Source organism: Sodalis sp. RH15 (genome assembly GCF_047324255.1).
GTDB classification, from domain to species: Bacteria; Pseudomonadota; Gammaproteobacteria; order Enterobacterales; family Enterobacteriaceae; genus Acerihabitans; species Acerihabitans ligni.
Map to the genome: position 1 here is coordinate 1,927,749 of NZ_CP178738.1, position 25,075 is coordinate 1,952,823.

Sequence of the window (25,075 nt, forward strand, 5' to 3'; positions counted from 1 at the left end):
TTACCTCAAGGGAATAATATGAAACAGCATACATTTAAATGGGTTGCCGGAGCGGTATTGACCGCCGGCATGGTTTTTCAGGCGCTGGCGGCACCGGCTGACGGCAAGGTAACGGTATTCGCCGCCGCCTCATTGACCAATGCCATGCAGGAAATCGCCAAAAACTATCAAAAAGATCGCAAGGTGGATATCGTTTCCTCTTTTGCTTCTTCCTCTACCCTGGCGCGTCAAATCGAGCAGGGCGCCCCGGCCAATCTGTTTATTTCCGCCGATCAGCAGTGGATGGATTATGTGCAAAATAAACAGCAGATCGTGAACGATACCCGCTATACCTTGCTGGGCAATGAGCTGGTCCTGGTGGCCCCTAAAGAGAGCGCGCTGAAGAACGTCACGATCGACAAACAAACCAACTGGACCTCTTTGTTGAAAGGCCAGAAGCTGGCGGTGGGCGATCCGGATCATGTGCCGGCGGGTATTTACGCCAAGGAGGCGTTACAGAATCTCGGCGCCTGGGATACCCTGTCGCCGGTGATGGCCCGGGCCAATGACGTTCGCGGCGCATTGGCGCTGGTAGAGCGTCAGGAAGCGCCGCTGGGCATCGTTTACGGTTCGGATGTGCTCTCCAGCAAGGCGGTGAAAGTGGTGGGCATTTTCCCCCAAGAGAGCCATAAACCGGTGGAATATCCTATGGCGCTGGTTAAAGATAACGACACGCCCGCGGCCAAGGCTTTTTATGCCTATCTGAAAACCCCCGCCGCCGCCGCGGTGTTTAAACAATATGGTTTTACCCCTAAATAATGCACCTCACCGAATATGAATGGCAGGCGGTGGACTTAAGCCTGAAGGTTTCCCTTTGGGCGGTGGTTTGCAGTTTGCCGTTCGGTATTCTGGCGGCCTGGGTTTTGGTTCGCTGCCGTTTTCCCGGCAAATCCCTGGTGGACGGGATTATTCATCTACCGCTGGTGCTGCCGCCGGTGGTGATCGGTTATCTGCTGCTGATTGGCATGGGGCGGCGGGGTATTATCGGCTCCTGGCTGTATCAGCTTACAGGCTTCAGCTTCAGTTTCAGCTGGCAGGGCGCGGCGCTGGCCTCGGCGGTGGTGGCGTTCCCGCTGATGGTTCGCGCAATACGCATGTCGCTGGAGGCCATCGATTTACGTTTGGAGCAGGCGGCGCGAACCCTGGGCGCCGGTCCCTGGCGGGTTTTCTTCACCATTACCCTGCCGTTGTCCTTTCCTGGCATTGTGGTGGGCACGGTACTGGCTTTTGCCCGTTCCCTCGGTGAATTCGGCGCCACCATAACCTTTGTATCCAATATTCCCGGCGAGACCCGTACCATCCCGCTGGCGATGTATACGCTGATCGAAACTCCCGGGGCGGAGGGCGCGGCGGCCCGCTTATGCGTTCTGGCAATCTTATTATCCCTGGCATCGCTGATGATTGCCGATGCCTTGGCCGGCTGGGGCCGCAAGCGGCTGGGTGGATGATGCTACAGATTGATATTCGTCAACGGCTCGGAGATCTGGGCATGGAAGTGACCGCCGATGTGCCCGTCAAGGGTATCACCGCCATTTTCGGCGTTTCCGGCGCCGGCAAGACGTCACTTATCAATGCCGTCGCCGGCCTGACCCGTCCCCAGCAGGGACGGATTATTCTCAATGACCGGACCCTGTTCGATGCTGAAAGGCGTATTTTTTTACCGCCGGAGGCTCGCCGGGTGGGATATGTCTTTCAGGACGGACGCCTGTTTCCCCATTATCGGGTGCGGGGCAATCTGTTTTACGGCATGGCTCCGTCCATGCGCCCTCAGTTCGACGGCATTATATCGCTGCTGGGTATCGGCCACTTATTAAAACGCTATCCCGCCACCCTGTCCGGGGGAGAGAAGCAGCGGGTGGCCATCGGGCGGGCCCTGCTCAGCGCGCCGGAAATCCTGCTGATGGACGAGCCGCTGGCCTCGCTGGATTTGCTGCGCAAGCGCGAGCTATTGCCGTATCTGGAGCGGCTGGCGAAAGAAGTCGAGATTCCGGTGCTTTATGTCACCCACAGTCTGGAAGAGATCCTGCAATTAGCCGAACGGGTATTGATACTGGACAACGGTAAAATGAAGGCCTTCGGCACGCTGGAAGCGGTGTGGGCCAGCCGGGCGCTGCGGCCGTGGCTGCCGCGGGAAGAGCAAAGCAGCGTGCTGCAGGTGGCTGTCGCCGAGCCCCATCCTGATTACCCCATGACCGCCTTATCCCTTGGCAAACAGCGGCTTTGGGTCGGCCGTGTATCGCAGCCGGTGGGTACGCCGTTGCGTATCCGCATTGCCGCAGCCGATATTTCGCTGGCGTTGACGCCGCCCCTGGGCAGCACGATCCGTAATATTCTGCCCGCCACGGTCAGCGAGTGCCTGACGGTGGGGGATCAGGTTGAGGTCATGCTGGATATCGAAGGCCATACCCTGTGGGCGCGAATCAGCCCGTGGGCCAGGGATGAACTTGGATTGCACGCTGGCATGCCGGTTTACGCGCAAATCAAAAGCGTATCCATCACTCCCTGATCCCTGCTTGCTGAACTACACTTGCCTTGCTGAACCACTTTTTCTGAACTACAACCCCGGACTACAGCCCCAGCACCCGCTGATAAATGGTTTCGGCGATGGCCGGTGACTCGTTATCGCCGATAACCAGGTCGGCCCGCCCTTTGATTTCGTCAACGCTGTTGCCCATCGCTACGCCCAGGCCCGCCGCTTCCAGCATACTTAAATCATTAAAATTGTCGCCGAAGGCGATAACCCGATCCATGCCGATGCCTTCCGATTCCACCCATTGCTGCAGCAATTTTCCTTTGCTGTTGCCGGTTTGGGCAACGTCCACCTGATCGTGCCAGGACCATTCGCACGCCAGGCCCAGCTCCAGTTCCACCGTTTCGGCAAAGGCCTGCAGTGCGCCCTTATCGGGATGCGAGGTGGCGAACTTCCAGATGGAGTCCGCCCGTTCCGCCGTATCGGCCAGGCTGTCGACCTGGATGATATTAGGCCGCTGGGCCAAAGGCAGCGTATTCGCCCAGGCCAGGGAACGAATCACGTGCTCGCTGGGCTGCTCATAGACCATGGCGTCGTCCACATAGATAAGCCCGTGAATATCGTACTGGTTCAGCAGGCCGATGACCCGCTTGGCCTGCGATTTTTTCAGCGGATTGGAGGTCATGACTTTTCCGGCCTGATAATCATATAGATAGGTGCCATTGCAGCAGATAGCCGGGGTAGTGATTTTTAATGCCTGATAAAAAGGGTGAATGGCCACATGGTGACGGCCGGTGACCACCACCACCTGGACGCCGGCGGCCTGGGCGTCCGTTAATGCTTTGAGAGACGCCGGCAGAATTTTCTTCTGTTTATCCAGTAGGGTACCGTCCAAATCAAGTGCAATTACGCTATAGTTCATGTTTCTCTCATTATCATATTAATAATATTCTTCGTTAATGGTACACCGGAAGCGAGTTGGCGAAAACCGCGAAAATGTCTGTGGATTACAAACAACAACAGTGACATGCTAACTGCAGGTTCGCATTTCCCCTCTCATTATGAATGCCACAGGTGCAGGTGCTAATAAGGAGTATACATGAAGCAGATCGTCTATATTGCCAGTCCCGAGAGTCAGCAGATTCATGTCTGGCAAATGGATAAAGAGGGTCTGCTGACCCTATTACAGGTGGTGGATACCCCCGGACAGGGCCAGCCAATGACTATCAATCCGGATAAAACCCATCTTTATATCGGTGTGCGCCCGACCTTCGGCGTAGTGAGTTATTCCATTGATGAGAAGGGCCTGCTGACGGAAGCCGGCATGGCGCCCCTTCCCGGCAGCCCCACCCATATCTCCACCGATCACCAGGGCCGGTTTTTATTTTGCGCCTCCTACAGCATGAGCTGCGCCAGCGTCAGTCCCATTGATGAGCGGGGGATTGCCGGGGCGCCGATCCAGGTCTTGGAAAACATGACCAACTGCCATTCCGTCAATGTCGATCCCACCAATCAGATTGTCTGGATACCCTGTCTGAAAGAGGACCGTATCCGTCTGTTTGACCTGGGCGCCGACGGCCAATTGCAGCCTCATCGCCCGGAAGCCGTGTATTCCGTTGCTGACGCCGGCCCGCGACATATGGATTTCCACCCCCATCGGCCCTATGCCTATTGCCTGAATGAACTGAACAGCTCGGTGGACGTGTTTGCCCTGGATGACGGCGGCGCCGCGCCGCGCACCGTTCAGACCCTCGACAGTATGCCGGCGGGATTTGCCGATACGCGTTGGGCGGCGGATATCCACATCACCCCGGACGGCCGTTATCTGTACAGCTGCGATCGCACCGCCAGCCTCATTACCTGTTTTGCCGTTTCGGAAGACGGCAGCACCCTGAGCGTGGTGGGTCATCAAGCTACCCAAACGCAGCCGCGCGGATTCAATATTGACGCCAAGGGGCATTTCCTGGTGGCGGCGGGTCAGAAGACCGACCATATCGAAGTGTACCGCATCAATGATGAAACCGGCGCATTACAACCGCTGGCGCGTTATCCGGTAGGCAAGGGCCCGATGTGGGTAAGTATACTGAGTCGCTGAAAAGGCCGCGCGGCGCCCAATGGCTCGGTAGCCCCGCTCTCATCGACCGTGCAATGAGACCGTTAAAGGGCCACCGTGCCCGGCCGCGGATAGTTCAGATATACGTCACGGTCAACGACGCGCTGCCCAGCGTATGGAAATGCACATTAAAGCCCACCATCGCGCCGCTGGCGTTTTCATCCACATCAATGGATTCCACATCCAGCGCATGGACGGTAAAAATATAACGGTGCGTCTCTCCCGCCGGCGGCGCCGCGCCGCCGTAACCGGCTTTGCCGAAGTCGGTCCGAGCCTGCACCGCTCCCTCCGGCAGCCCATCCTGACCGGAACCGGCCCCCTGAGGCAGTAGACGGATATCGGCGGGGATATTCGCCACTATCCAATGCCACCAGCCTGAACCGGTGGGAGCATCGGGGTCGTAAACCGACACCACAAAGCTTTTGGTGCCCGCCGGAACATCGTCCCAGACCAAATGCGGCGAAATATTATCCCCTTTATAACCCATGCCGTTAAAAACATGGCGTTCAGGCATTTTTTCGCCGTCTTTCAGATCGTTACTGAATAATGTAAAAGCCATTTGTGCCTCATCGGTAAGTTATCGTTTAACGCTGGCGCCAATCCTTAGCATTTAAGCAGCTTCAGCACATTTTGCGCCGCCGCGACGGAGGACGCGGGATTCTGACCGGTCACCAGATGCCCGTCGATAATGGATAAAGACTGCCAGTCATCGGTTCTCTCGTAAACCCCTCCCAAGCGTTTTAACTCATCTTCCACCAAAAAGGGCACGATAGCGTCGAGCTTAACCGCCTGCTCTTCGCTATTGCTGAATCCGGTCACCCGCTTGCCGGCCACCAGGGGCGTCCCGTCGGGCTTTTTCACATGGCGCAGCACGCCGGGAGCGTGGCATACCGTTCCCACCGGCTTGTTGTCGGCAAAAATCTCTTCAATCAGCGCAATGGAATGCGGGTCTTCCGCCAGGTCCCAGAGGGGGCCGTGCCCGCCGGGGTAAAATATCGCATCAAAATCTTCTGCCCGCAGTTGAGCCAGCGGGACGGTATGGGCCAATGCCTGCTGCGCGGCGCGGTCGGTGCGAAAGCGCTCGGTATCCTGGGTCTGGGCGTCCGGCTGGTCGCTGGCCGGATCAACGGGAGGCTGGCCGCCCTTGGGCGACGCCAGGGTAATCTCCATGCCGGCATCGAAAAAAACATAATAAGGAGCAACAAATTCCTCCAGCCAAAAGCCGGTTGGCTTGCCGGTGTCGCCCAAGGTGTTATGGGAGGTCAAAACCATAGCAATTTTCATTGATTATCTCCGGTATGTGGGCCTGCAAGCAGGCTCAAAGAGTATCGCCTCCGACCCGTATCACCAGCTTGCCGAAATTTTTTCCCTCCAGCAGACCGATAAACGCCCGCGGCGCATTTTCCAATTCCTCCACCAGATCTTCGCGCATCCGGACCTTGCCTTCGGCTACCCAGGGTTCCATGGCCTCGATGAATTCCTGGTGGCGGTGTCCGTAATCCTGGGTAATGATGAAACCCTGCATGCGTATGCGTTTACGCAAAATGATGCCGGTGAGCAGCGGCAGCCGATCGAGGCCTGCGGACAGGTCCTTTATATTGTAGTTGGCAATCAGACCGCACAGGGGAATGCGTGCCGAGGTATTCAGCAGGGGAAGCACCGCATCGAAGACCGCGCCGCCGACGTTTTCAAAATAAATGTCGATACCGCCTGGGCAGGCTTGCGCCAACCGATGGGCGAAATCCGGCGCCCGATGATCGATACAGACGTCAAAACCCAGCGTTTGCGTCACATACCGGCATTTTTCCTCCCCGCCGGCCACGCCTACCACCCGGCAGCCCTTGAGTTTGGCCACCTGGCCCACCACCGCGCCAACCGCGCCGCTGGCTGCCGCCACCACCAGCGTCTCGCCGGCCCTGGGCTGGCCGATATCCATCAATCCCATATAGGCGGTGAAACCGGGCATGCCCAGGACGCCCAACGCCCAGGAAGGGTGTTGAAGAATATCCCCTTGCAGCTTCCTCACCTCCCCGGCATTTGCCAGGGCGTAATCCTGCCAGCCGCCTTGATTAAGCACCCAATCCCCGGGACTAAAGTCGGGATGACGGCTGGCTTCCACACGTGAGACGGTGCCGCCGACCATGACCGCGTTCAATTCCACCGGCGGAGAATAGGAAGGGGCATCGTTCATTCTGCCGCGCATATAGGGATCCAGGGAAAGATAAATGGTGCGCAGCAACAGTTGCCCGTCATCGGGCTGAGGAATGTCGCCGGTCTCCAAACGGAAATTATCCAATACGGGTTTGCCGTCGGGGCGGGAAGCCAACACAATACGGCGATTGACGTTTTTATTTTGGTTCATATTACCCGAATTCCTCGATCCAATGATTGACGTTATGGATGATAGCGCCTGGCCGTAGGCTTTGGGCCGTTCAGGGGGCGAAATGCGCGGGTTCGTCCAGGGACGCGGCCAGTGCGCCGGTCAGCAGCGCCAGCTGGCTGCTGGAAATAATATACGGCGGCATCAGGTAAATTAATCGTCCAAACGGGCGAATCCAGACGCCTTCATTGACAAAATAGCGTTGCAGCGCAGGCATGTTCACCGGCGTATGGGTTTCCACCACGCCGATGGCCCCCAATACCCGCGTATCGGCCACGCGGGCATGGGCGCGCAGCGGCAGCAAGGCCGTGCGCAACTGCGCCTCGATTGCCGTTACCTTTCCCTGCCATTGTCCCTGTTCCAGCAAGGCCAGGCTGGCGTTGGCGGCGGCGCAGGCCAGGGGGTTGGCCATAAACGTCGGACCGTGCATAAAACATCCCGCTTCGCCATTGCTGATGGTATCCGCCACCACGCGGCTGGTAAGGGTGGCGGACAGGGTCATATAACCGCCGGTAAGGGCTTTGCCCAGGCACAGGATATCCGGGGCGATGTCCGCATGCTGGCAGGCGAACAGCTTGCCGGTACGGCCGAAGCCGGTGGCGATTTCATCGACGATGAGCAGGATGCCGTAGCGGTCGCACAATTCCCGCACCCGCCGCAGATAGGCCGGATGGTAAAAGCGCATACCCCCCGCGCCCTGGACGATAGGCTCGAGGATGACCGCCGCCAGGGTATGGCTGCCGGCCGCCAACGCGGCGGCCAGTTCGTCGGCATCGCTTTCCCGCCAGGGTTCGTCAAACCGGCACGCCGGCGCCGAAATAAAATCATGTTCCGGCAGATAACCCCGGTATAAGCCGTGCATGGAGTTCTGCGGATCGCATACCGACATGGCGCCGAGTGTATCGCCATGGTAGCCGTGGCGCAAAGCCAGCAGGCGTTTACGGGATTCTCCCCGCGCCTGCCAATACTGCATGGCCATTTTTATCGCCACCTCCACCGCCACCGAGCCGGAATCCGCCAGAAAGACACACTCCAGGGACGGCGGCGTCATCCCCACCAGCCGCCGGCAGAGCTCAACGGCTTGGGGATGGGTAATGCCGCCGAACATGACATGGGACATATGCTGCAACTGATCGGTGACCGCCCGGTTGATGGCGGGATGATTGTAGCCGTGAATGGCCGCCCACCAGGAGGACATGCCGTCCACCAGGCGTCGTCCGTCGGCAAGCTGTAGTTCACACCCCACGGCGTCCGTTACCGGATAACAGGGCAGCGGGCGGGTCATGGAGGTATAAGGGTGCCAGATATGGCGTTGATCGAAAGCGAGATCTGCCGGCGTCATAGGTTTTATCGTCAACCATATTATAAAAATTTAGTTGACAGTATACCCACTGGACTTACACTGACGAAACTATTTTAAGTCCGTTATCGAGGACCTTTTCTCATGGAACACAACCCCCGTTGGACGGTGCGGCAGGCCCAGGCGCTGTTTGCCAAACCCTTTATGGATCTGCTGTTCGAGGCCCAGCAAATCCACCGGCAGCATTTCAATCCCAATCACATCCAGGTCAGCACCCTGTTATCCATCAAGACCGGCGCCTGCCCGGAAGACTGCAAATACTGTCCGCAAAGCGCCCGTTATAACACCGGTCTTGCGGCGGAGCAGTTGATGCAGGTTGAACAGGTGCTGGTGTCGGCCGCCAAGGCCAAGGCCGCCGGCTCAACCCGGTTTTGCATGGGGGCCGCCTGGAAAAATCCCCGCGATCGGGATATGCCCTATCTGGAGCAGATGGTGCAGGGGGTGAAGGAGATGGGAATGGAAACCTGCATGACACTGGGCATGCTAAGCACCGCGCAGGCGCAACGGCTGGCGGCGGCCGGCCTGGATTTTTATAATCATAACCTGGACACTTCGCCGGAATTTTACGGCTCCATCGTAACAACCCGCAGCTACCAAGACCGCTTGTCTACGCTGGATAAAGTGCGCGAGGCCGGTATCAAGGTCTGCTCGGGGGGCATTGTCGGCCTTGGCGAGTCGGTAACCGATCGCGCCGGGTTACTGGTACAGCTGGCCAACCTGCCGGAACCGCCGGAGAGCGTGCCGATTAATATGCTGGTGAAAGTAAAAGGCACGCCGCTTTCGGAAAATGAGGATGTCGATGCGTTCGATTTTATCCGGACCATCGCGGTGGCGCGCATTATGATGCCCCGCTCGCACGTGCGGCTCTCCGCCGGCCGCGAGCAGATGAATGAGCAGACCCAGGCCTTGTGCTTCCTGGCAGGGGCCAATTCGATTTTCTATGGTTGCAAGCTCTTGACCACGCCGAATCCGGAAGAAGATCGGGATCGGGCCTTATTCCGTAAACTGGGCCTTAATCCGCAGCCTCACCACACCGATAGCGGCGATGAGGAGCGCCGGCGTCAGCTGGCCGATGCGATACTGGATGCCGACACCGAGCAATTTTACAACGCGGCGCGCGGATGAGCTGGTCTGAACGAATCGCCCAGGGCTTGCAAAGCCGCAGGCAGGCAGACGCTTATCGCCGCCGCCTGGCCATTATCGGCGGCAACGGCCCCCGCCTTCAATACCGGGGCCGGCAATACCTGAATTTCTCCAGCAACGATTATCTGGGCCTTGCGCGCAATCCGGGTATTATCGCCGCCTGGGCAGAGGGTGCGTCGGCGCACGGCGTCGGCAGCGGCGGTTCGGGGCATGTGGCCGGCTATAGCGAGGCGCACCGGGACTTGGAGCAGCGGTTGGCGAGTTGGCTGGGATATGAGCGGGCTCTGTTGTTCAACGCCGGCTATGCCGCCAATCAGGGCCTGATCGCCGCGCTGGTGGCCAAAGGGGATATGGTATTGGCGGACAAGCTCAGCCATGCCTCGCTGCTGGAGGCGGCCGTACTGTCCCCCGGCCAGCTGCGCCGTTTTCACCACAACGACGCCGGTTCGCTTCGTCAGCTGACGCGGGCGGAGTGTACGGGCAACCGGCTGGCCATCACGGAGGGGATCTTCAGCATGGACGGCGACAGCGCGCCGCTGGCCGCCCTGCAGCGCGGCATCGCGGATGCCGGCGGATGGCTGCTGGTGGATGACGCCCACGGTTTCGGCGTGGTGGGGGAGCAGGGAAGGGGCAGCGCCTGGCAGCAGGGCTGCCACCCGGAACTGCTGGTGGTGACCTTCGGCAAAGCGGCGGGAGTGGCGGGGGCGGCGGTACTTTGCGCCGAGCCTGTGGCGGAATATCTCCTCCAGTACGCCCGCCATCTTATCTACAGCACCGCCATGCCGCCGGCACAGGTCTGCGCCATCGGCGCCTCCCTGGACGCCATCATCCGGGGCGACGGACTGCGGGCGCAGCTGGGGCGCAATATCACCCGCTTTCGCGCCGGGGCCGCCGGTTTGGGGTATCGCCTCGCTCCTTCCGCCAGCGCGATACAGCCGCTGCTGGTTGGGGAGAACGGCCGGGCGCTGGAGCTGACCGAGAGCCTTCGTGAACGGGGCTGCTGGCTGACGGCTATCCGCCCCCCCACCGTGCCCGTGGGCGGCGCCCGCCTGCGCATCACGCTCACCGCCGCCCATCAAAGCGCCGATATAGATTGTTTATTGGAGGCCCTCGCCGATGTACGCCGACCTGCATAAACAGGGTATTGCCCGCACCTTCGGACGTGCGGCGGCCGGTTATGACCGCCATGCCGCCTTTCAGCGCGCCAGCGGCGACGAACTGGCGGCCTTGCTGGGACCGCTGCAGGGGAAAACGCTGCTGGACGCCGGCTGCGGCACCGGATGGTTCAGCCGCGTTTGGCAGCGGTCCGGCAACCGGGTGATTGCGCTGGATCTCTCATCAGCCATGCTGGCGGAGGCGCGCCGTCGGGAATCGGCCTCGGTTTACCTGGCGGGAGATATCGAACGATTGCCCCTGGCGGACGGTAGCCTGGACATCTGCTTTTCCAATCTGGCGGTACAGTGGTGCGATGAGTTACCCCGGGCGCTGGCGGAATTTCACCGCGTTACCCGTCCCGGCGGCATGATCGCCTTCTCTACCCTGGCGGAAGGCTCGCTGGAGGAATTGACCCGGGCCTGGCGGCAGGTGGACAGCGCCGTGCATGCCAACCGCTTTATGACGGCCGCCGCCATCGCCCGGGCGTTGCAGCCTTATCGGCACCAATTGCATGCCGTACCCCACCGGCTCTATTACCCCAGCCTGGTGCCGCTGCTCCAGGATATCAAGGGGGTGGGGGCGGGTTATCTACGCGACGGCCGCCCGCTGGGGCTGGCCGGCAGCCAGCGCATCCGACGCCTCGAGGCGGTATGGGAGCGCCACGCCGCGGGTCTGCCGCTCACCTATCAATTGATTCACGGACTGATTTATCGTGACTAAAACCTATTTTATCACCGGCACCGATACCGATATCGGCAAGACGCTGGCCGCCTGCGCCCTGCTGCAGGCGGCCAATGGCCGCGGCCGCCGTACCGCGGGGTATAAACCGGTGGCTTCCGGCTGCATTGAGACCCCGCAAGGGCTGCGCAATACCGACGCCCTGGCGTTATCCGCCAACGGCAACGTCCGGCTGCCCTATGAGCTTATCAACCCGCTGGCGTTTCGGGAGGCGACGTCGCCGCATATCGCCAGCGGCGATGAACGGCGGCCCATCGACGCTTCCATCCTCTCCCGGGGGTTGGCAGCGGTACAGGCCCGCGCTGAATGGGTATTCGTCGAAGGAGCCGGCGGCTGGTTCACGCCCTTGAGCGATAACCTGACCTTCGCGCAGTGGGTGGCCGCCGAGCGGTTGCCGGTGATCCTGGTGGTGGGACTGAAACTGGGCTGTATCAATCATGCGTTGCTGACGGCATTGGCTGTCCGGCAGGCGGGATTGACCCTGGCAGGGTGGGTGGCCAACGATCTTTCCCCCGAACCGCATCGCCGCGCCGACTATCTGGCCACGCTTACACAACGCCTGGGAGCGCCATTGCTGGGGGAGATTCCATGGCTGGACGAGCCCGCGGGCGCCCGCCTCGGGCACTATCTTGATCTGGCGTTGCTGGTTTAACGGTATCAAACCATGAAATTGAACGGCGATGGCGCCGATATGACGCTTGTTCAAGCAAGGATATTGAACAGCGGTATTTCTGATGCGGCGGTGGCTTGATGCAGGGCGTCAAAACGGCGATAAACGCCCCGGAAAACCAGGCAGCGAGGAAAAAGCGAAGGCCGGGCGGTAATATAACGACATAGTCAGGCGTGGAATTATCATGGCTTTATGCTACACGGCCAGATAAGCCTGGATCAGGCTTTCATCCAGCTGCTCCAGCCTGCCCTGGGCCACGTTGCAACCCCCTTCCAGCAGGCAGAAACGATCGTCGCCCTGGGGCGTGAAAGGCAGCTGTTGTTCCACCACCAGCAGGGTCAGTCCGAACTCCTGCTGCAACTGGCGGATATTACGGCCTATCTCCGCCACCACAGTGGGCTGGAAACCGCCGGTGGGCTCGTCGAGAATCAGCAACTCCGGTTCAAGCACCAGCGCGCGCGCGATGGCCAATTGCTGTTGGCCGCTGCCGGTTAAATCACCGGCCCGGTGATGACGCATATCGTAGAGTACCGGAAACAGCTCATAGACCATCGGCGGTATACGGTTGGTCTTGTTGCGTCCGGCCATCAACGCCACGCGCAGATTTTCATCCACGCTTAGCTGCGAGAAAACCTGGCGTCCCTGTGGGACATAGCCTATGCCCAGCGCTGCCCGCTCCTCCACCGGATACAGCAGTAAATCCAGCTCCGGCTCGCCGTAAAGCTGCCAGCTAACGGTACCGCTGCTTACCGGCAGATGGCCCATGATACAGTTTACCAGTGTGGTTTTACCGACGCCGTTGCGCCCCAGCAGGTAGGTGCATTGGCCGCGGGGTAATTCCAAACTGATATCCCGCAGAATATGCTTTGGCCCGTAAAACTGATTTACCGCCTGCAAACGTAGCATAAGATTCCTTCCCCCCTTTTACCCTCTTCACTTTGTTTATGGGTGGCGCGGTGTGAAACCCATGGCCATCACCACCGATACGCCGCTCATAACATAAAGCAACTATCAGGCCAATGTGGTTTTAACGGAAAAAGATAACAGGATGAACTGTGGTCGCCGGTGGGTATTAGCATAAATAAATACCCTCAAGGGGCATTTACCAAACAAAGTGCGGGTTTTTGCACTTTTTCGGTGCTGACGACGGTTTAAGTGGTGCAGCCGACTTTTAAGGCACTATGAGAGTGCGCTTTTTGTGCAACGGCGACTCGCGGCGGTATTTGATAGTGACAAAAAGAGATAGTTATTTTAAGTATAACGGCGGCTGCCAAAAGGGGTAAAAATGGCTAAAAAAATTCTGTTTTGTCATCTGGGCGTCATTATTCTCGGCTTTACGGAATGCAAGCGGCCAGCGGCGCGGTGGGACTTATCCACCATTCCTGTGGATAACCGTGTGCATTAGGTTTAGAAAAGCATGCGTAGGCGAGACCAGACGCGGCCTCGCCGCATTTTGCCTGTATTCTCCACGCTTTTTTTAATCGCTATAAATACAATTGGTTAATTAAAATCAAGCAAATTTGTACAAGCTTTGTCAATCCAATGTCATTTTTCGACATTCTTTACCGTCGGATGAATTTCATAACGCTTTGTAAGAAAATCTTTCCAAAGGTCTGAATGGAAGCGGCGGAAATTCCAAATCCGGATCGTTGTCGATCTTTGCACCCGCGCCGAGATAGGGTATTATAATACTGGTTTTGTATCCAGTGCCGATGTGCTGGCAAAATAACCGCTCTGTTCCCATACTCTAGAATTATCCTGTAGAGTTATCCCGTAGAGTTATCCCGTCTTTCATTTCTCCAGCAGGTAGCCAGTAAATGAGTAAAGAGTTCAAACTGCACTCGAGCTTCAAGCCCTCCGGCGATCAACCGGAGGCTATCCGTCGTTTGGAAGAGGGTCTGCTGGACGGCCTGGCCCACCAGACGTTATTGGGTGTGACCGGTTCGGGCAAGACCTTTACCGTGGCGAACGTGATTGCCGATCTCAACCGGCCCACCATGGTCCTGGCACCGAACAAGACCCTGGCGGCCCAGCTCTATGGCGAAATGAAGGCGTTTTTCCCCGATAACGCGGTGGAGTACTTCGTCTCCTATTACGATTATTACCAGCCGGAAGCCTATGTTCCCAGCTCGGATACCTTTATCGAAAAGGATGCCTCGGTGAACGAGCATATCGAACAGATGCGATTGTCCGCCACCAAAGCGCTGCTGGAGCGGCGCGATGTCATTGTGGTGGCCTCGGTGTCGGCAATTTACGGCCTGGGCGATCCGGACGCCTATCTGAAAATGATGCTGCATCTGACGCGGGGAATGATTATCGATCAGCGCTCCATACTGCGCCGGCTTTCGGAACTCCAGTACAGCCGTAACGATCAGGCTTTTCAGCGGGGGACCTTCCGGGTGCGTGGCGAGGTTATCGATATCTTTCCGGCGGAGTCCGATGAAATCGCTCTGCGGGTGGAATTATTCGATGAGGAAGTGGAACGACTGTCCCTGTTCGACCCGCTGACCGGCCAGGTGGTGCAGACGGTGCCGCGTTATACCATTTACCCGAAAACGCACTACGTCACGCCGCGGGAACGGTTGTTGCAGGCGATGGAAGACATCAAGGTGGAGCTGGCGGATCGCCGCAAGAACCTGCTGGCGGACAACAAGCTGCTGGAAGAGCAGCGCCTGTCGCAGCGGACCCAGTTCGATCTGGAGATGATGAATGAGCTGGGCTACTGTTCCGGCATCGAAAACTATTCCCGTTTTCTTTCCGGCCGGGGGCCGGGAGAACCGCCTCCAACCCTGTTCGATTACCTGCCCGCCGACGGCCTGCTGGTGGTGGATGAATCCCACGTCACCATTCCGCAAATCGGCGGGATGTACAAAGGTGACCGTGCGCGCAAGGAAACCCTGGTGGAATACGGTTTCCGTTTGCCTTCCGCCCTGGATAACCGGCCGCTGAGATTCGAGGAGTTCGCCGCCCTGGCGCCCCAGACCATCTACGTCTCGGCCACCCCGGGGAAATATGAACTGGAAATGACCGGCGGCGAAGTTATCGATCAGCTGGTGCGGCCCACCGGGCTGCTGGATCCGCAAATCGAGGTGCGGCCGGTTACCACCCAGGTGGACGATTTGTTATCCGAGATCCGCAAGCGGGTATTGATTAACGAGCGGGTGCTGGTGACCACCCTGACAAAGCGCATGGCGGAAGACCTGACCGAATATCTGGAAGAGCATGGCGAGCGCGTGAGATACCTGCATTCGGACATTGAGACCGTGGAGCGGGTGGAAATCATCCGCGATCTGCGGCTCGGAGAGTTTGATGTGCTGGTGGGGATTAACCTGCTGCGGGAAGGGCTGGATATGCCGGAGGTCTCCCTGGTGGCCATTCTGGATGCCGACAAAGAGGGTTTCCTGCGTTCGGAGCGTTCCCTGATCCAGACCATTGGCCGCGCCGCCCGTAACCTGAACGGCATGGCCATCCTTTATGGCGACAAGATCACCCCTTCCATGGCCCGTGCCATTGACGAGACCGAACGCCGGCGGGTTAAACAGCATGCCTATAACCTGGAACACGGCATCATCCCCCAGGCCCTCAACAAGTCAGTGGCGGATATCATGGAACTGGGCCAATCCCCGGCCCATGCCAAACAGAAAAAACGCAAGGCTATGGAAGATGCGGCTCATTACGGCGCGATGACGCCAAAAGCCGTGGATCAGAAAATACGCGAGCTGGAAGCTAAAATGCAGGCGCATGCGCAGAATCTCGAATTCGAACAGGCGGCGGCGGTACGGGACGAAATACACGCCATGCGGGAACACTTTATCGCCATCTCGTAACGGCGGCTGGCATGCTTGAGCCCAGGGATAACAGCTTCTCCAGCGCGTCCCGAAGCAGCCTCCGGTCATGATGGTGAGGGATCTCCCCGGCGGCCAGCGGCTGTTGTATCCTCAGACGGTGTTCCACGTCGGAGGTATCGCTGTCCGGACCAAGTATCAGCCCATCGATTCTTTGCCCCACGCCTATGGCGTGTTCCATGATGTCCAGTTTTTGCCGCAGGCGCAGATTGGCGGCGGCGATGCTCAGCTCCCGTCCGAGGTTATCGATATAGATCAGCGGGGCCCGGCTTTGGCGCAGGGCCTCCGTGAGATCCGGCAGCAGCAGCAGCGGCATCAGGCTGGTGAAAAAGCTGCCGGGTCCCAGCAGGATAAGGTCCGCCGCCGATATCGCCTCCAGGGCATCCGGGGTGGCCGCCACCGTTGGGCACAGCCGCAGGCTTACCGGCAGCTCCTTCAGATTATCCACCGCCGTTTCGCCGTATATGATTTCGCCGCCGGCGGTTTTGGCCTGTAAATCCACCGGCTGTTCCGACATGGGGATTAACAGCGCTTCCACTTTTAGTAGACTGCGTATCAGGTTGATGGCGTCCAGAGGGCGGACGCTTAAATCATCCAGGGCGGCGAGCATCAGGTTGCCGAGGTTATGACCGGCCAATTCTCCCCGGCCGCTGAAGCGGTATTCAAACATTGCCGCCGCAATACTGGGTCCGGACGCCAGCTGGTTCAGGCAATTACGCGTATCGCCCCAAGCGATGCCGCCGTGAGTCCGCCTGATCCGACCCGTGGAACCGCCGTTGTCGGTGGTGGTGACGATACCGGTCAAACCGGAGCCGAGTGTAGAAAGCGCCGACATGGCCCGCCCCAGTCCATGACCGCCTCCCAGGGCCACGACATGGTTCAGTTCCGCCAGGGTGGGATTGCCCATAACGCTCCTCAGAATAGCCAACATTAGCCCCGTTATGCTTAAAATAGCGGATTCGGCACTAAAAGCGAGGCTGCGAACCGATTAACGCGCATTGGCTCGCAATCTTTTGAAAAATCAGGCTATAAATACATCAATATTACGCTATATATATGTTTATATAGCGAAATTTCTCCGACTCAGTCATGGCTAAGGAGCATGATTAGGATTAGAATGATTTTTAAACCAGGTTTTACCGCTGGAACGATGCTTTCGGCGCGTGAACCCTAACTCCTAGCCTTTACGCCTAAGTGGCTCCTCCGGGAACGATAGGGTGTATTGGCCGTGGCCCCTAAAGGCCGCCAGGGTGCAGGATAGAAATGTCCGCATCTCCCGTATTTGGAAAGGTGTTAACGGTGCCACAACTCATTGATGCGTTTGCGCGCAAATTTTATTATTTGCGCCTGTCCGTCACGGATGTCTGCAATTTCCGCTGTACCTACTGTTTGCCCGACGGCTACCGGCCCAACGGAAACACCAACAAAAGCTTCCTGTCGCCGGACGAAATCCGGCGCGTGACCCGGGCCTTTGCCGAACTGGGAACGGAAAAAGTCCGCCTCACCGGCGGCGAACCCTCGCTGCGCCGCGATTTTTGCGAGATCATTGCCGCGGTACGCTCCCATTCATCCATCACCACTCTGGCGGTGACCACCAACGGCTATCGGCTGGCGCGGGATATCGTTTCATGGCGCGACGCCGGCCTGACGGCGCTTAATGTCAGCGTCGACAGTCTGGACGCGCGCCAGTTCAAGGCCATTACCGGCCAGGACAAGTTTCTGCAGGTCATGGCCGGCATCGATGCGGCGTTTGACGCGGGTTTTTCCAAGGTCAAGGTGAATACCGTCCTGATGCGCGATGTCAACGATATTCATCTCGATGCGTTCCTGGACTGGATTAAACCACGTCCGATCCAACTGCGTTTTATTGAATTAATGGAGACCGGCGACGGCGCGGAGCTGTTTCGCCAACGTCACGTTTCCGGCGATGCCATTCGCCGGCGCTTGCTGGCCCTTGGCTGGGAATTGCAGCCGCGCGGGCGTACCGACGGTCCCGCCCTGGTGTTCCGCCATGCCGACTATCAGGGAGAGATTGGCCTGATTATGCCTTACGCCAAGGATTTTTGCGCCAGCTGCAACCGTCTGCGGGTATCGGCGACCGGCAACCTGCACCTCTGCCTGTTCGGCGAAGAGGGCATCCCTCTGCGGGATTTGCTGGATGGCGACGCGTCCCTTGCGGCGTTGAAACTGCGCATTGCCGGTGGGTTGCAAATGAAAAAACAAACCCATTTTCTGCATCAGGGCAATTCCGGCAGTACCCGGAATCTTTCGTTTATCGGCGGCTGAAACCCGGCAAGGAGCACATAATGTCATCCCTCACTCATATCAATGCCGACGGCGAAGCGTTTATGGTGGACGTTTCCGCCAAAGAAGAGACCCGGCGCGAAGCGCGGGCCGAGGCCTTTGTCGCCATGTCCGCCGCCACCCTGGCCATGATTATCGAAGGCAAACACCATAAAGGCGACGTCTTCGCCGTTGCGCGCATCGCCGGTATACAGGCCGCTAAACGGACCTGGGAACTCATTCCGCTGTGCCATCCGCTGGCGCTTAGCAACGTCGAAGTGCATCTGGAAGCGCAAACCGCCCATAACCGGGTGCGTATCGAGACCCGGTGCCGTCTTACCGGCAAGACCGGCGTGGAGATGGAGGCGCTCACCGCCGCGTCGGTGGCGGCGCTGACCATTTACGATATGTGCAAAGCAGTGCAAAAAGATATGGTCATAGGCCCGGTGCGGCTGCTGGCGAAAAGCGGCGGCAAATCCGGCGAATTCGAGGCGGCGAACTGATGATCACGGTGCTTTTTTTCGCCCGGATCCGGGAGTCGGTGGGAGTGGATCGCCTGACGCTGGACAGCGCCTACGGCACGGTGGAGGCGTTGCGCCTGGCGTTGTGCGAGCGTGGCGAACGCTGGTCCGTGGCGCTGGAACCGGGCAAAGTGCTGTCGGCGGTGAACCAGACGCTGGTCAGCCGGGATCATCCCGTGGCGGCCGGCGACGAGGTGGCGTTCTTTCCACCGGTCACCGGGGGTTGATATGGTAAATACCCGTATCCGTGTCAGCGAAGAGCCATTCGATATGGCGGATGAGTACGATTGGCTGGCGGCCTGCGACGAAGATGGCGCGGTGGTGACCTTCACCGGCAAGGTACGCAATCATAACCTGGGGGACGCGGTGACGACCCTGACCCTTGAGCATTACCCGGCAATGACCGAAAAGTCCCTGGCGGATATCGTGGAAGAAGCCCGGCGGCGCTGGCCGCTGCAGCGGGTAACGGTGATTCATCGGGTGGGCGAGCTGCGGGCGGGGGATCGGATAGTCCTGGTGGGCGTCAGCGGCGCCCATCGCGGCGCGGCGTTTGATGCCGCGCAATTCATCATGGATTATCTCAAAACCCGCGCCCCCTTCTGGAAGCGGGAGACCACCCCGGACGGCAGCCGCTGGCTGGATGCCCGCCCCGGCGACCACCAGGCGGCGGATCGCTGGCGGCCTGATTAACGACGGTTTTAAACCGCCGGCGGCCCGGTTAACGGCCCGCTTTATTAAGCGGCCATTGCCGCTTTTTTTGCGGCGGGTCCTTTATTGGCGCGCCGTTTTTTGTGGTAAGCTTTATGGTAGACTATATTCAGGCTGGCCGTAACCGCTTCATCATTGCGGCCTTGGTTTTCCCTATACGTTAAAGGTGATAGTCATGGATCGATTCCCCCGTTCTCAGGGTTCCATTGTGGAACGTGCTGATGCCGGTATCCAGCCATTTATGGCCCAGGTGTACGGCTGGATGACCTGCGGATTGTTTTTAACCGCTTTCGTTTCCTGGTACGCCGCGCGTACTCCGGCGGTGCTGAATCTGATTTTTTCTAGCCAGATCACCTTCTTCGGCCTGATTATCGCGCAGCTGGCGCTGGTGTTCGTGATTTCCGGCATGGTAAACCGCCTGAGCGGCACGGTGGCCACCGGGCTGTTCATGCTCTATTCCGCCCTCACCGGGCTGACGCTGTCGAGCATTTTTATCATCTATACCGCCTCGTCCATTGCCGGGACCTTTGTGGTGGCCGGCGGCATGTTCGGCGCTATGAGTCTCTACGGCTATACCACCAAACGCGACCTGAGCAGCTTCGGCAATTTGCTGTTCATGGCGCTGATCGGTATCGTACTGGCATCGGTGGTGAATATCTGGCTGAAAAGCACCCAGCTGATGTGGGTGGTAACCTATCTGGGCGTACTGGTGTTTGTCGGCCTGACCGCCTACGATACCCAGAAATTGAAATATATGGGTTCGCAACTTTCAGCGGATGATAAGGATAGCTACCGCAAATACTCCATCGTCGGCGCGCTGACCCTCTATCTTGACTTCATCAACCTGTTTTTGATGCTGCTGCGCATTTTCGGCAACCGCCGCTGACCTTTGGCGCGCGCCGGCAGGGAGGCCGTTAGCGTCCCCGCCGGCCCCGGAGACAGATAGTGGATTTATCACAGCAACTGGCGAACTTTCCGCGCCTGGATCTTATCGGCCCGCCGACGCCGCTGGAATACCTCACACGGCTTTCCGACTATCTCGGCCGGGAAATTTTTATCAAACGGGATGATGTTACGCCGCTGGCTATGGGCGGCAACAAGCTGCGCAAATTGGAATACCTTGCCGCCGATGCCTTGCGCCAGGGTGCCGATACCCTGGTGACCGCCGGCGCCATTCAATCCAATCATGTCTGCCAGACGGCGGCGGTGGCGGCAAAACTGGGACTGCGCTGCGTCGCGCTATTGGAAAATCCCATCGGCACCCGCGCCGACAATTATCTTACCAACGGCAACCGGCTGCTGCTGGATCTGTTCGATGTGGAAGTGATGTCCTGCGAAACCCTCGACCAGCCGGATCAACAGCTGGCGGATATCGCCGAACGCCTGGAAGCGCAGGGATTTCGGCCTTATGTGGTGCCGGTGGGCGGTTCGAACGCGCTGGGGGCGTTGGGATATGTCGGCTGCGGGGTGGAGATTGCCCACCAGTGCGACGGTATGATTCGTCCGGGCAGCGTGGTGACCGCGTCGGGCAGCGCCGGCACCCATGCCGGCCTGGCGCTGGGGCTGCAAACCCTGCTGCCGGAAACCCTGGTTATCGGCGTGACGGTATCCCGCAGCGCCGAACAGCAACGCCCGAAAGTGGCGGCCCTGCAGGAGCAATTGGCCCTGATGCTGGATTGCCATGAGCCGCCGGCGAAAATTACCCTGTGGGATGATTATTTCGCTCCCCGCTACGGTATGCCCAACGAGGAAGGGCTGGCGGCTATCAAGCTGGTGGCGCGGCTGGAGGGAATTTTGCTCGATCCGGTCTATACCGGCAAGGCCATGGCGGGATTGATAGACGGCGTCAATCAATCCCGTTTTCCCGACGGTCCCATCATGTTCGTGCATACCGGCGGTTCGCCGGCGCTGTTTGCTTATCACCCCACCGTATAATCCTGTGCTCTTGGAAGCATAAAGGGAGTCGTCATGAGCACTATTGAAGTCAGGCAGCTGGTAAAAACCTTTAACGGCCACCGGGTGCTTAACGGCATCGATCTTTCGGTGGAAACCGGCGACGTGCTGGCGATTGTCGGTCCCAGCGGGTCGGGCAAAACCACCATGCTGCGCAGTATCAACCTGCTGGAAGAACCGGACAGCGGCACCATTAAAGTGGGTTCGGTCCTTATCGACGGCGCCCGGCCCCTAAGCGCGCAAAAGCGGCAGATCCGGGCTTTGCGCCAGCAGGTGGGCTTTGTTTTTCAGAATTTCAATCTGTTTCCGCACCGTTCGGTATTGGAAAACATTATCGAAGGGCCGGTGGTGGTCAAGGGCGAACCGCGGGAAGAGGCCGTCGAACGGGCGCGGGCCCTGTTGGCAAAGGTGGGCTTGAGCGGCAAGGAGGACGCCTATCCCAAACGTCTTTCCGGCGGCCAGCAGCAGCGGGTGGCCATTGCCCGCGCGCTGGCGATGCGTCCTGAGGTTATCCTGTTTGATGAGCCGACATCGGCGCTGGATCCCGAACTGGTGGGGGAGGTATTGAATACTATCCGCGCGCTGGCGGAGGAAAAACGCACCATGATTATCGTTACCCATGAAATGAGTTTTGCCCGTGACGTGGCTGACCGGGCCATATTCATGGATAACGGTGTGATTACCGAACAGGGCGCCGCCAAGGATCTTTTTACCCATCCCCAACACGACCGCACGCGGCAGTTCCTGAATAAATTTTTGAACGCCGGCTGAGGGTTATCGCATTTCTGGACCAAGCGGGTTCGCTGGCGCAATTGCCAACGGACCATGTAACGACAACTGAATTACAGTTATTTATCCGATACCCATCCCATTTTGTTACTATTTTTGCTACAATCCTTGTAATAGTTTTCGTCCGTTCACCATGGAAAGGCTTAGCCTCCCATCTGATTATCCCCCTGAGCGCAGACTGGCTGGCGACGTCGGGGCGGATCTGGAGTTTTTCAATATTATGTCATTCGATTCACTTGGCCTGAGTGCTGAGATTTTGCGTGCGTTATCCGACAAGGGCTACGAGCAGCCGACGCCGGTACAGCAACAGGCAATCCCCTATATTCTGCAGGGCCGTGATATCATGGCCAGTGCACAAACCGGCACCGGCAAAACCGCCGCGTTTACCCTGCCGATACTACAGTTGCTGAGCCAAAACCCATTGGCCAAAAATCGCCGTCCGGTACGGGCGCTGATTTTGACGCCGACCCGGGAACTGGCGGCGCAGATTGGCGAGAATGTGGTTGAATACAGCACCAAGCTGTCCATTCGTTCGTTGGTAGTTTTTGGCGGCGTCAGTATCAATCCGCAAATGATGAAGCTGCGTGGCGGGGTGGATGTGCTGGTGGCGACACCGGGCCGCCTGCTTGATCTGGCACAGCAGCGCGCCGTCGATTTGTCGGCGGTGGAAATCCTGGTGCTGGACGAAGCCGATCGCATGTTGGATATGGGCTTTATCCATGATATCCGCCGGGTGATGAAGCTGTTGCCCGCGAAGAAGCAGAGCCTGATGTTCTCGGCGACGTTCTCAGATGATATCAAGGTGTTGGCCAATACCTTGCTGAACAATCCTGCACTGGTGGAAGTGGCGCGCCGTAACGCCGCTGCCGATCAGATTGAGCAGTGTGTTCATCTGGTGGATAAAAAGCGCAAGCGTGAATTGCTGTCCTATATGATAGGCCATCACGACTGGCGCCAGGTGCTGGTCTTCACCCGTACCAAGCATGGCGCCAATCATCTGGCGGAGCTGCTGAATAAAGACGGCATCAAGTCGGCGGCGATCCATGGCAATAAAAGCCAGGGCGCGCGTACCCGGGCGCTGGCGGATTTCAAGCAGGGAGAAATCCGTGTGCTGGTGGCCACCGATATCGCCGCCCGCGGGTTGGATATCGATCTGCTGCCCCATGTGGTCAACTATGAACTTCCGCAGATTGCGGAAGATTATGTACACCGCATCGGCCGTACCGGCCGTGCCGACGCTACCGGCGAAGCCTTGTCGCTGGTTTGTGTCGATGAATACGGTTTGCTGCGCGATATCGAACGTATGCTGAAAAAACCAATTCCGCGCATTGCGCTGCCGGGATACGATCCCGATCCGACCATCAAAGCCGAGCCGTTGCAGACCGGCCGCGGCAGTCGTTCCAGCGGTCCTTCACGCGGCGCTCCGTCCCGGGGCGGTGCGCGCGGCGGCGCCTCATCCGGCGGCGCGCGGGATGGCAACGGCGGTTCCCGCGAGAGCGGCAGCCGTGATGCCAGGCCGCCCCAGCGCCGCCGTGACGCCGACGGCGCTTCGCAGCCCGGCCGAAGCGGCGCCCCGCGCCGCTCAGCCGGTTCGTCTTCCTCCTATGCCGGATCCGGCGCGCGGGACAGCCGTAGCGGCAATAAGAAATAGGGAGCGGTGTCCCTTTAACAGGTTCGTTGCACGATGAGTGATAGCGGGCTTACCGCGCAGTGGGGCGCTCGAGCAGGCGGGAAAACCACGCCTGCTTCGACCCGGCCTCGGCAAACACGGTTTCCCTTTAACAGATTCGTTGCACGATGAGTGATAGCGGGCTTACCGCGCAGTGGGGCGCTCTCCCTTTAACACGCCCCGTTTGAGCTTCGTTAATAGCCATTGATTTTCCCCGTTCCAATCCCCTACTATGGCGCGATCTTTTTTGCGGATATCTCATGCGCGTATTACTGGCCCCCATGGAGGGCGTTCTCGATTCACTGATGCGGGAATTGCTCTGCGGCATTAACGATTACGATTTGTGCATCACCGAATTCCTGCGGGTGGTGGACAGCCTGCTGCCGGTAAAAAGCTTCTATCGATTGTGCCCTGAACTACGGCGGGGCGGCTTGACCCCTGACGGTACGCCGGTGCGGGTACAATTGCTGGGTCAATATCCGCAGTGGCTGGGGGAGAATGCATCGCGGGCGGTGGAACTGGGATCGCCCGGTGTCGATCTTAACTGCGGATGCCCGTCGAAAACGGTGAACGGCAGCGGCGGCGGGGCGACGCTGCTTAAGGATCCGGAATTGATTTATCAGGGGACCAAAGCGATGCGCGGGGCGGTCCCGGCCTCTTTGCCGGTCACGGTGAAAATCAGGCTTGGCTGGGACTCCTCCCTGCGGAGCCTGGAAATCGCCGACGCGGTACAACAGGCGGGGGCTACCGAACTGGTGGTTCATGGCCGCACCAAGGAAGACGGCTATCGGGCGGAGCGCATCGACTGGCCGGCTATTGCCGCCATTCGCCGGCGCCTGACCATTCCGGTTATCGCCAACGGCGAGATCCGCGACTGGCAAAGCGGCCAAGATTGCCGGGACGTCACCGGCTGCGATGCGTTGATGATCGGACGCGGCGCCCTAAGCGTGCCGAATCTCAGCCGGGTGTTGAAATATAATGAGCCTGTCATGCCCTGGCCGTCGGTGGTGGCCCTGTTGCATCGTTATGCCTGTTTGGAAAAATCCGGCGATACCGGTATGTATCACGTCGCGCGTATTAAGCAATGGCTGGGTTTCCTGCGAAAGGAGTACCCCCAGGCGATGGCGCTGTTTAATGAGATCCGGACGCTGAATACCGCTGAAGCCATCGCGGCGGTGATTTGCCGCGAGTGCGCCTAGTGATAAAAAATGGCCCGGACCGGGCACTTTGTTAGCAAAC

The 25,075-nt window shown here is 58.8% G+C and carries 25 protein-coding genes and 1 riboswitch; of the genes, 18 read left to right on the plus strand and 7 right to left on the minus strand.

Annotated elements, in window-relative coordinates:
- The first annotated feature begins 18 nt into the window (after positions 1 to 18).
- Genes modA through modC form a run of 3 tightly spaced genes read left to right on the plus strand, consistent with a single transcriptional unit; the run spans position 19 to position 2,545 of the window.
- Entirely contained in the window at positions 19 to 798 is a 780-nt protein-coding gene (gene modA, locus ACL2XO_RS09050) for a molybdate ABC transporter substrate-binding protein (RefSeq protein WP_203522282.1), read from the plus strand.
- Positions 798 to 1,487, plus strand: a complete 690-nt coding sequence (gene modB, locus ACL2XO_RS09055) for a molybdate ABC transporter permease subunit (RefSeq protein WP_132922757.1) — start codon at positions 798 to 800, stop codon at positions 1,485 to 1,487. The genes modA and modB overlap by 1 nt, the downstream gene beginning before the upstream one ends.
- Positions 1,487 to 2,545 (plus strand): molybdenum ABC transporter ATP-binding protein ModC, encoded by a 1,059-nt coding sequence (modC, locus tag ACL2XO_RS09060; protein ID WP_413743048.1) that lies wholly within the window; start codon positions 1,487 to 1,489, stop codon positions 2,543 to 2,545. The genes modB and modC overlap by 1 nt, the downstream gene beginning before the upstream one ends.
- Before the next feature lie 61 nt (positions 2,546 to 2,606).
- On the opposite strand, the gene ACL2XO_RS09065 is transcribed toward modC, so the two are convergent.
- The gene (locus ACL2XO_RS09065; RefSeq protein WP_132922756.1) at positions 2,607 to 3,431 is read right to left on the minus strand and encodes a pyridoxal phosphatase; all 825 of its coding nucleotides are present in this window, start codon (positions 3,429 to 3,431) and stop codon (positions 2,607 to 2,609) included.
- A 177-nt stretch (positions 3,432 to 3,608) separates the two neighbouring features.
- On the opposite strand from ACL2XO_RS09065, the gene pgl reads away from it, so the two are divergent.
- On the plus strand, positions 3,609 to 4,604 hold the full coding sequence (pgl, locus tag ACL2XO_RS09070) for a 6-phosphogluconolactonase (RefSeq protein ID WP_203522281.1): 996 nt from the start codon (positions 3,609 to 3,611) through the stop codon (positions 4,602 to 4,604).
- Positions 4,605 to 4,698: 94 nt separating this feature from the next.
- Here the strand turns inward: pgl and ACL2XO_RS09075 are convergent, their stop codons facing one another.
- From ACL2XO_RS09075 to bioA, 4 genes are all read right to left on the minus strand, one after another.
- Positions 4,699 to 5,181, minus strand: coding sequence for a kinase inhibitor (locus ACL2XO_RS09075; protein WP_132922754.1), 483 nt, complete (start codon positions 5,179 to 5,181; stop codon positions 4,699 to 4,701).
- A gap of 44 nt (positions 5,182 to 5,225) precedes the next feature.
- Positions 5,226 to 5,906, minus strand: a complete 681-nt coding sequence (locus ACL2XO_RS09080) for a type 1 glutamine amidotransferase domain-containing protein (RefSeq protein ID WP_132922753.1) — start codon at positions 5,904 to 5,906, stop codon at positions 5,226 to 5,228.
- 34 nt (positions 5,907 to 5,940) lie between these two features.
- On the minus strand, positions 5,941 to 6,984 hold the full coding sequence (locus ACL2XO_RS09085) for an NADP-dependent oxidoreductase (protein WP_132922752.1): 1,044 nt from the start codon (positions 6,982 to 6,984) through the stop codon (positions 5,941 to 5,943).
- A gap of 70 nt (positions 6,985 to 7,054) precedes the next feature.
- A complete protein-coding gene (gene bioA, locus ACL2XO_RS09090) occupies positions 7,055 to 8,344 on the minus strand; it encodes an adenosylmethionine--8-amino-7-oxononanoate transaminase (protein WP_413742568.1) in 1,290 nt (429 codons plus the stop codon).
- Positions 8,345 to 8,446: 102 nt separating this feature from the next.
- Here bioA and bioB point away from each other — a divergent pair, with 102 nt between their 5' ends.
- From bioB to bioD, 4 genes are read left to right on the plus strand one after another with little or no spacing between them, the layout of a single operon-like run.
- Positions 8,447 to 9,487 (plus strand): biotin synthase BioB, encoded by a 1,041-nt coding sequence (gene bioB / locus ACL2XO_RS09095; protein ID WP_132922750.1) that lies wholly within the window; start codon positions 8,447 to 8,449, stop codon positions 9,485 to 9,487.
- Complete coding sequence (gene bioF, locus ACL2XO_RS09100) at positions 9,484 to 10,641, plus strand: 8-amino-7-oxononanoate synthase (protein WP_413742569.1); 1,158 nt, start codon at positions 9,484 to 9,486, stop codon at positions 10,639 to 10,641. Before bioB ends, bioF begins: the two co-directional genes overlap by 4 nt.
- Positions 10,622 to 11,380, plus strand: a complete 759-nt coding sequence (gene bioC / locus ACL2XO_RS09105; RefSeq protein ID WP_413742570.1) for a malonyl-ACP O-methyltransferase BioC — start codon at positions 10,622 to 10,624, stop codon at positions 11,378 to 11,380. The genes bioF and bioC overlap by 20 nt, the downstream gene beginning before the upstream one ends.
- Positions 11,373 to 12,050 carry a dethiobiotin synthase gene (bioD, locus tag ACL2XO_RS09110; protein WP_413723731.1) on the plus strand — a complete coding sequence of 226 codons (678 nt, stop codon included), beginning with the start codon at positions 11,373 to 11,375 and terminating at the stop codon, positions 12,048 to 12,050. The genes bioC and bioD overlap by 8 nt, the downstream gene beginning before the upstream one ends.
- Positions 12,051 to 12,263: 213 nt before the next feature.
- On the opposite strand, the gene ACL2XO_RS09115 is transcribed toward bioD, so the two are convergent.
- Positions 12,264 to 12,974: an ATP-binding cassette domain-containing protein gene (locus tag ACL2XO_RS09115; protein WP_132922746.1), complete on the minus strand. Its 711-nt coding sequence runs from the start codon at positions 12,972 to 12,974 to the stop codon at positions 12,264 to 12,266.
- Between the two features lie 911 nt (positions 12,975 to 13,885).
- Between ACL2XO_RS09115 and uvrB the strand changes: the two genes are divergently transcribed.
- On the plus strand, positions 13,886 to 15,895 hold the full coding sequence (uvrB, locus tag ACL2XO_RS09120) for an excinuclease ABC subunit UvrB (RefSeq protein WP_132922745.1): 2,010 nt from the start codon (positions 13,886 to 13,888) through the stop codon (positions 15,893 to 15,895).
- Here the strand turns inward: uvrB and yvcK are convergent.
- Positions 15,879 to 16,820, minus strand: coding sequence for a uridine diphosphate-N-acetylglucosamine-binding protein YvcK (yvcK, locus tag ACL2XO_RS09125; RefSeq protein ID WP_413742571.1), 942 nt, complete (start codon positions 16,818 to 16,820; stop codon positions 15,879 to 15,881). The two genes, uvrB and yvcK, sit on opposite strands and share 17 nt — an antisense overlap.
- A 256-nt stretch (positions 16,821 to 17,076) precedes the next feature.
- Positions 17,077 to 17,222: riboswitch (molybdenum cofactor riboswitch) on the plus strand.
- On the opposite strand from yvcK, the gene moaA reads away from it, so the two are divergent.
- The 9 genes from moaA (at position 17,213) to dusC (ending at position 25,035) form a co-directional block, all read left to right on the plus strand.
- Entirely contained in the window at positions 17,213 to 18,199 is a 987-nt protein-coding gene (gene moaA, locus ACL2XO_RS09130; protein WP_413742572.1) for a GTP 3',8-cyclase MoaA, read from the plus strand. (Overlaps the previous riboswitch by 10 nt.)
- Positions 18,200 to 18,219: 20 nt before the next feature.
- The gene (gene moaC, locus ACL2XO_RS09135) at positions 18,220 to 18,699 is read left to right on the plus strand and encodes a cyclic pyranopterin monophosphate synthase MoaC (RefSeq protein ID WP_132922742.1); all 480 of its coding nucleotides are present in this window, start codon (positions 18,220 to 18,222) and stop codon (positions 18,697 to 18,699) included.
- On the plus strand, positions 18,699 to 18,944 hold the full coding sequence (gene moaD, locus ACL2XO_RS09140) for a molybdopterin synthase sulfur carrier subunit (protein WP_132922741.1): 246 nt from the start codon (positions 18,699 to 18,701) through the stop codon (positions 18,942 to 18,944). Before moaC ends, moaD begins: the two co-directional genes overlap by 1 nt.
- A gap of 1 nt (position 18,945) precedes the next feature.
- Complete coding sequence (gene moaE / locus ACL2XO_RS09145; protein ID WP_132922740.1) at positions 18,946 to 19,407, plus strand: molybdopterin synthase catalytic subunit MoaE; 462 nt, start codon at positions 18,946 to 18,948, stop codon at positions 19,405 to 19,407.
- A 193-nt stretch (positions 19,408 to 19,600) separates the two neighbouring features.
- Positions 19,601 to 20,311, plus strand: coding sequence for a Bax inhibitor-1 family protein (locus ACL2XO_RS09150; RefSeq protein ID WP_132922739.1), 711 nt, complete (start codon positions 19,601 to 19,603; stop codon positions 20,309 to 20,311).
- Between the two features lie 59 nt (positions 20,312 to 20,370).
- Positions 20,371 to 21,360 (plus strand): D-cysteine desulfhydrase, encoded by a 990-nt coding sequence (locus tag ACL2XO_RS09155; RefSeq protein ID WP_413742573.1) that lies wholly within the window; start codon positions 20,371 to 20,373, stop codon positions 21,358 to 21,360.
- 33 nt (positions 21,361 to 21,393) lie between these two features.
- Positions 21,394 to 22,149 carry an L-cystine ABC transporter ATP-binding protein TcyN gene (tcyN, locus tag ACL2XO_RS09160; RefSeq protein WP_413742574.1) on the plus strand — a complete coding sequence of 252 codons (756 nt, stop codon included), beginning with the start codon at positions 21,394 to 21,396 and terminating at the stop codon, positions 22,147 to 22,149.
- A gap of 238 nt (positions 22,150 to 22,387) precedes the next feature.
- Entirely contained in the window at positions 22,388 to 23,818 is a 1,431-nt protein-coding gene (gene rhlE, locus ACL2XO_RS09165) for an ATP-dependent RNA helicase RhlE (RefSeq protein WP_413723733.1), read from the plus strand.
- A 278-nt stretch (positions 23,819 to 24,096) separates the two neighbouring features.
- Complete coding sequence (gene dusC, locus ACL2XO_RS09170) at positions 24,097 to 25,035, plus strand: tRNA dihydrouridine(16) synthase DusC (RefSeq protein WP_413742575.1); 939 nt, start codon at positions 24,097 to 24,099, stop codon at positions 25,033 to 25,035.
- Positions 25,036 to 25,075 lie beyond the last annotated feature (40 nt).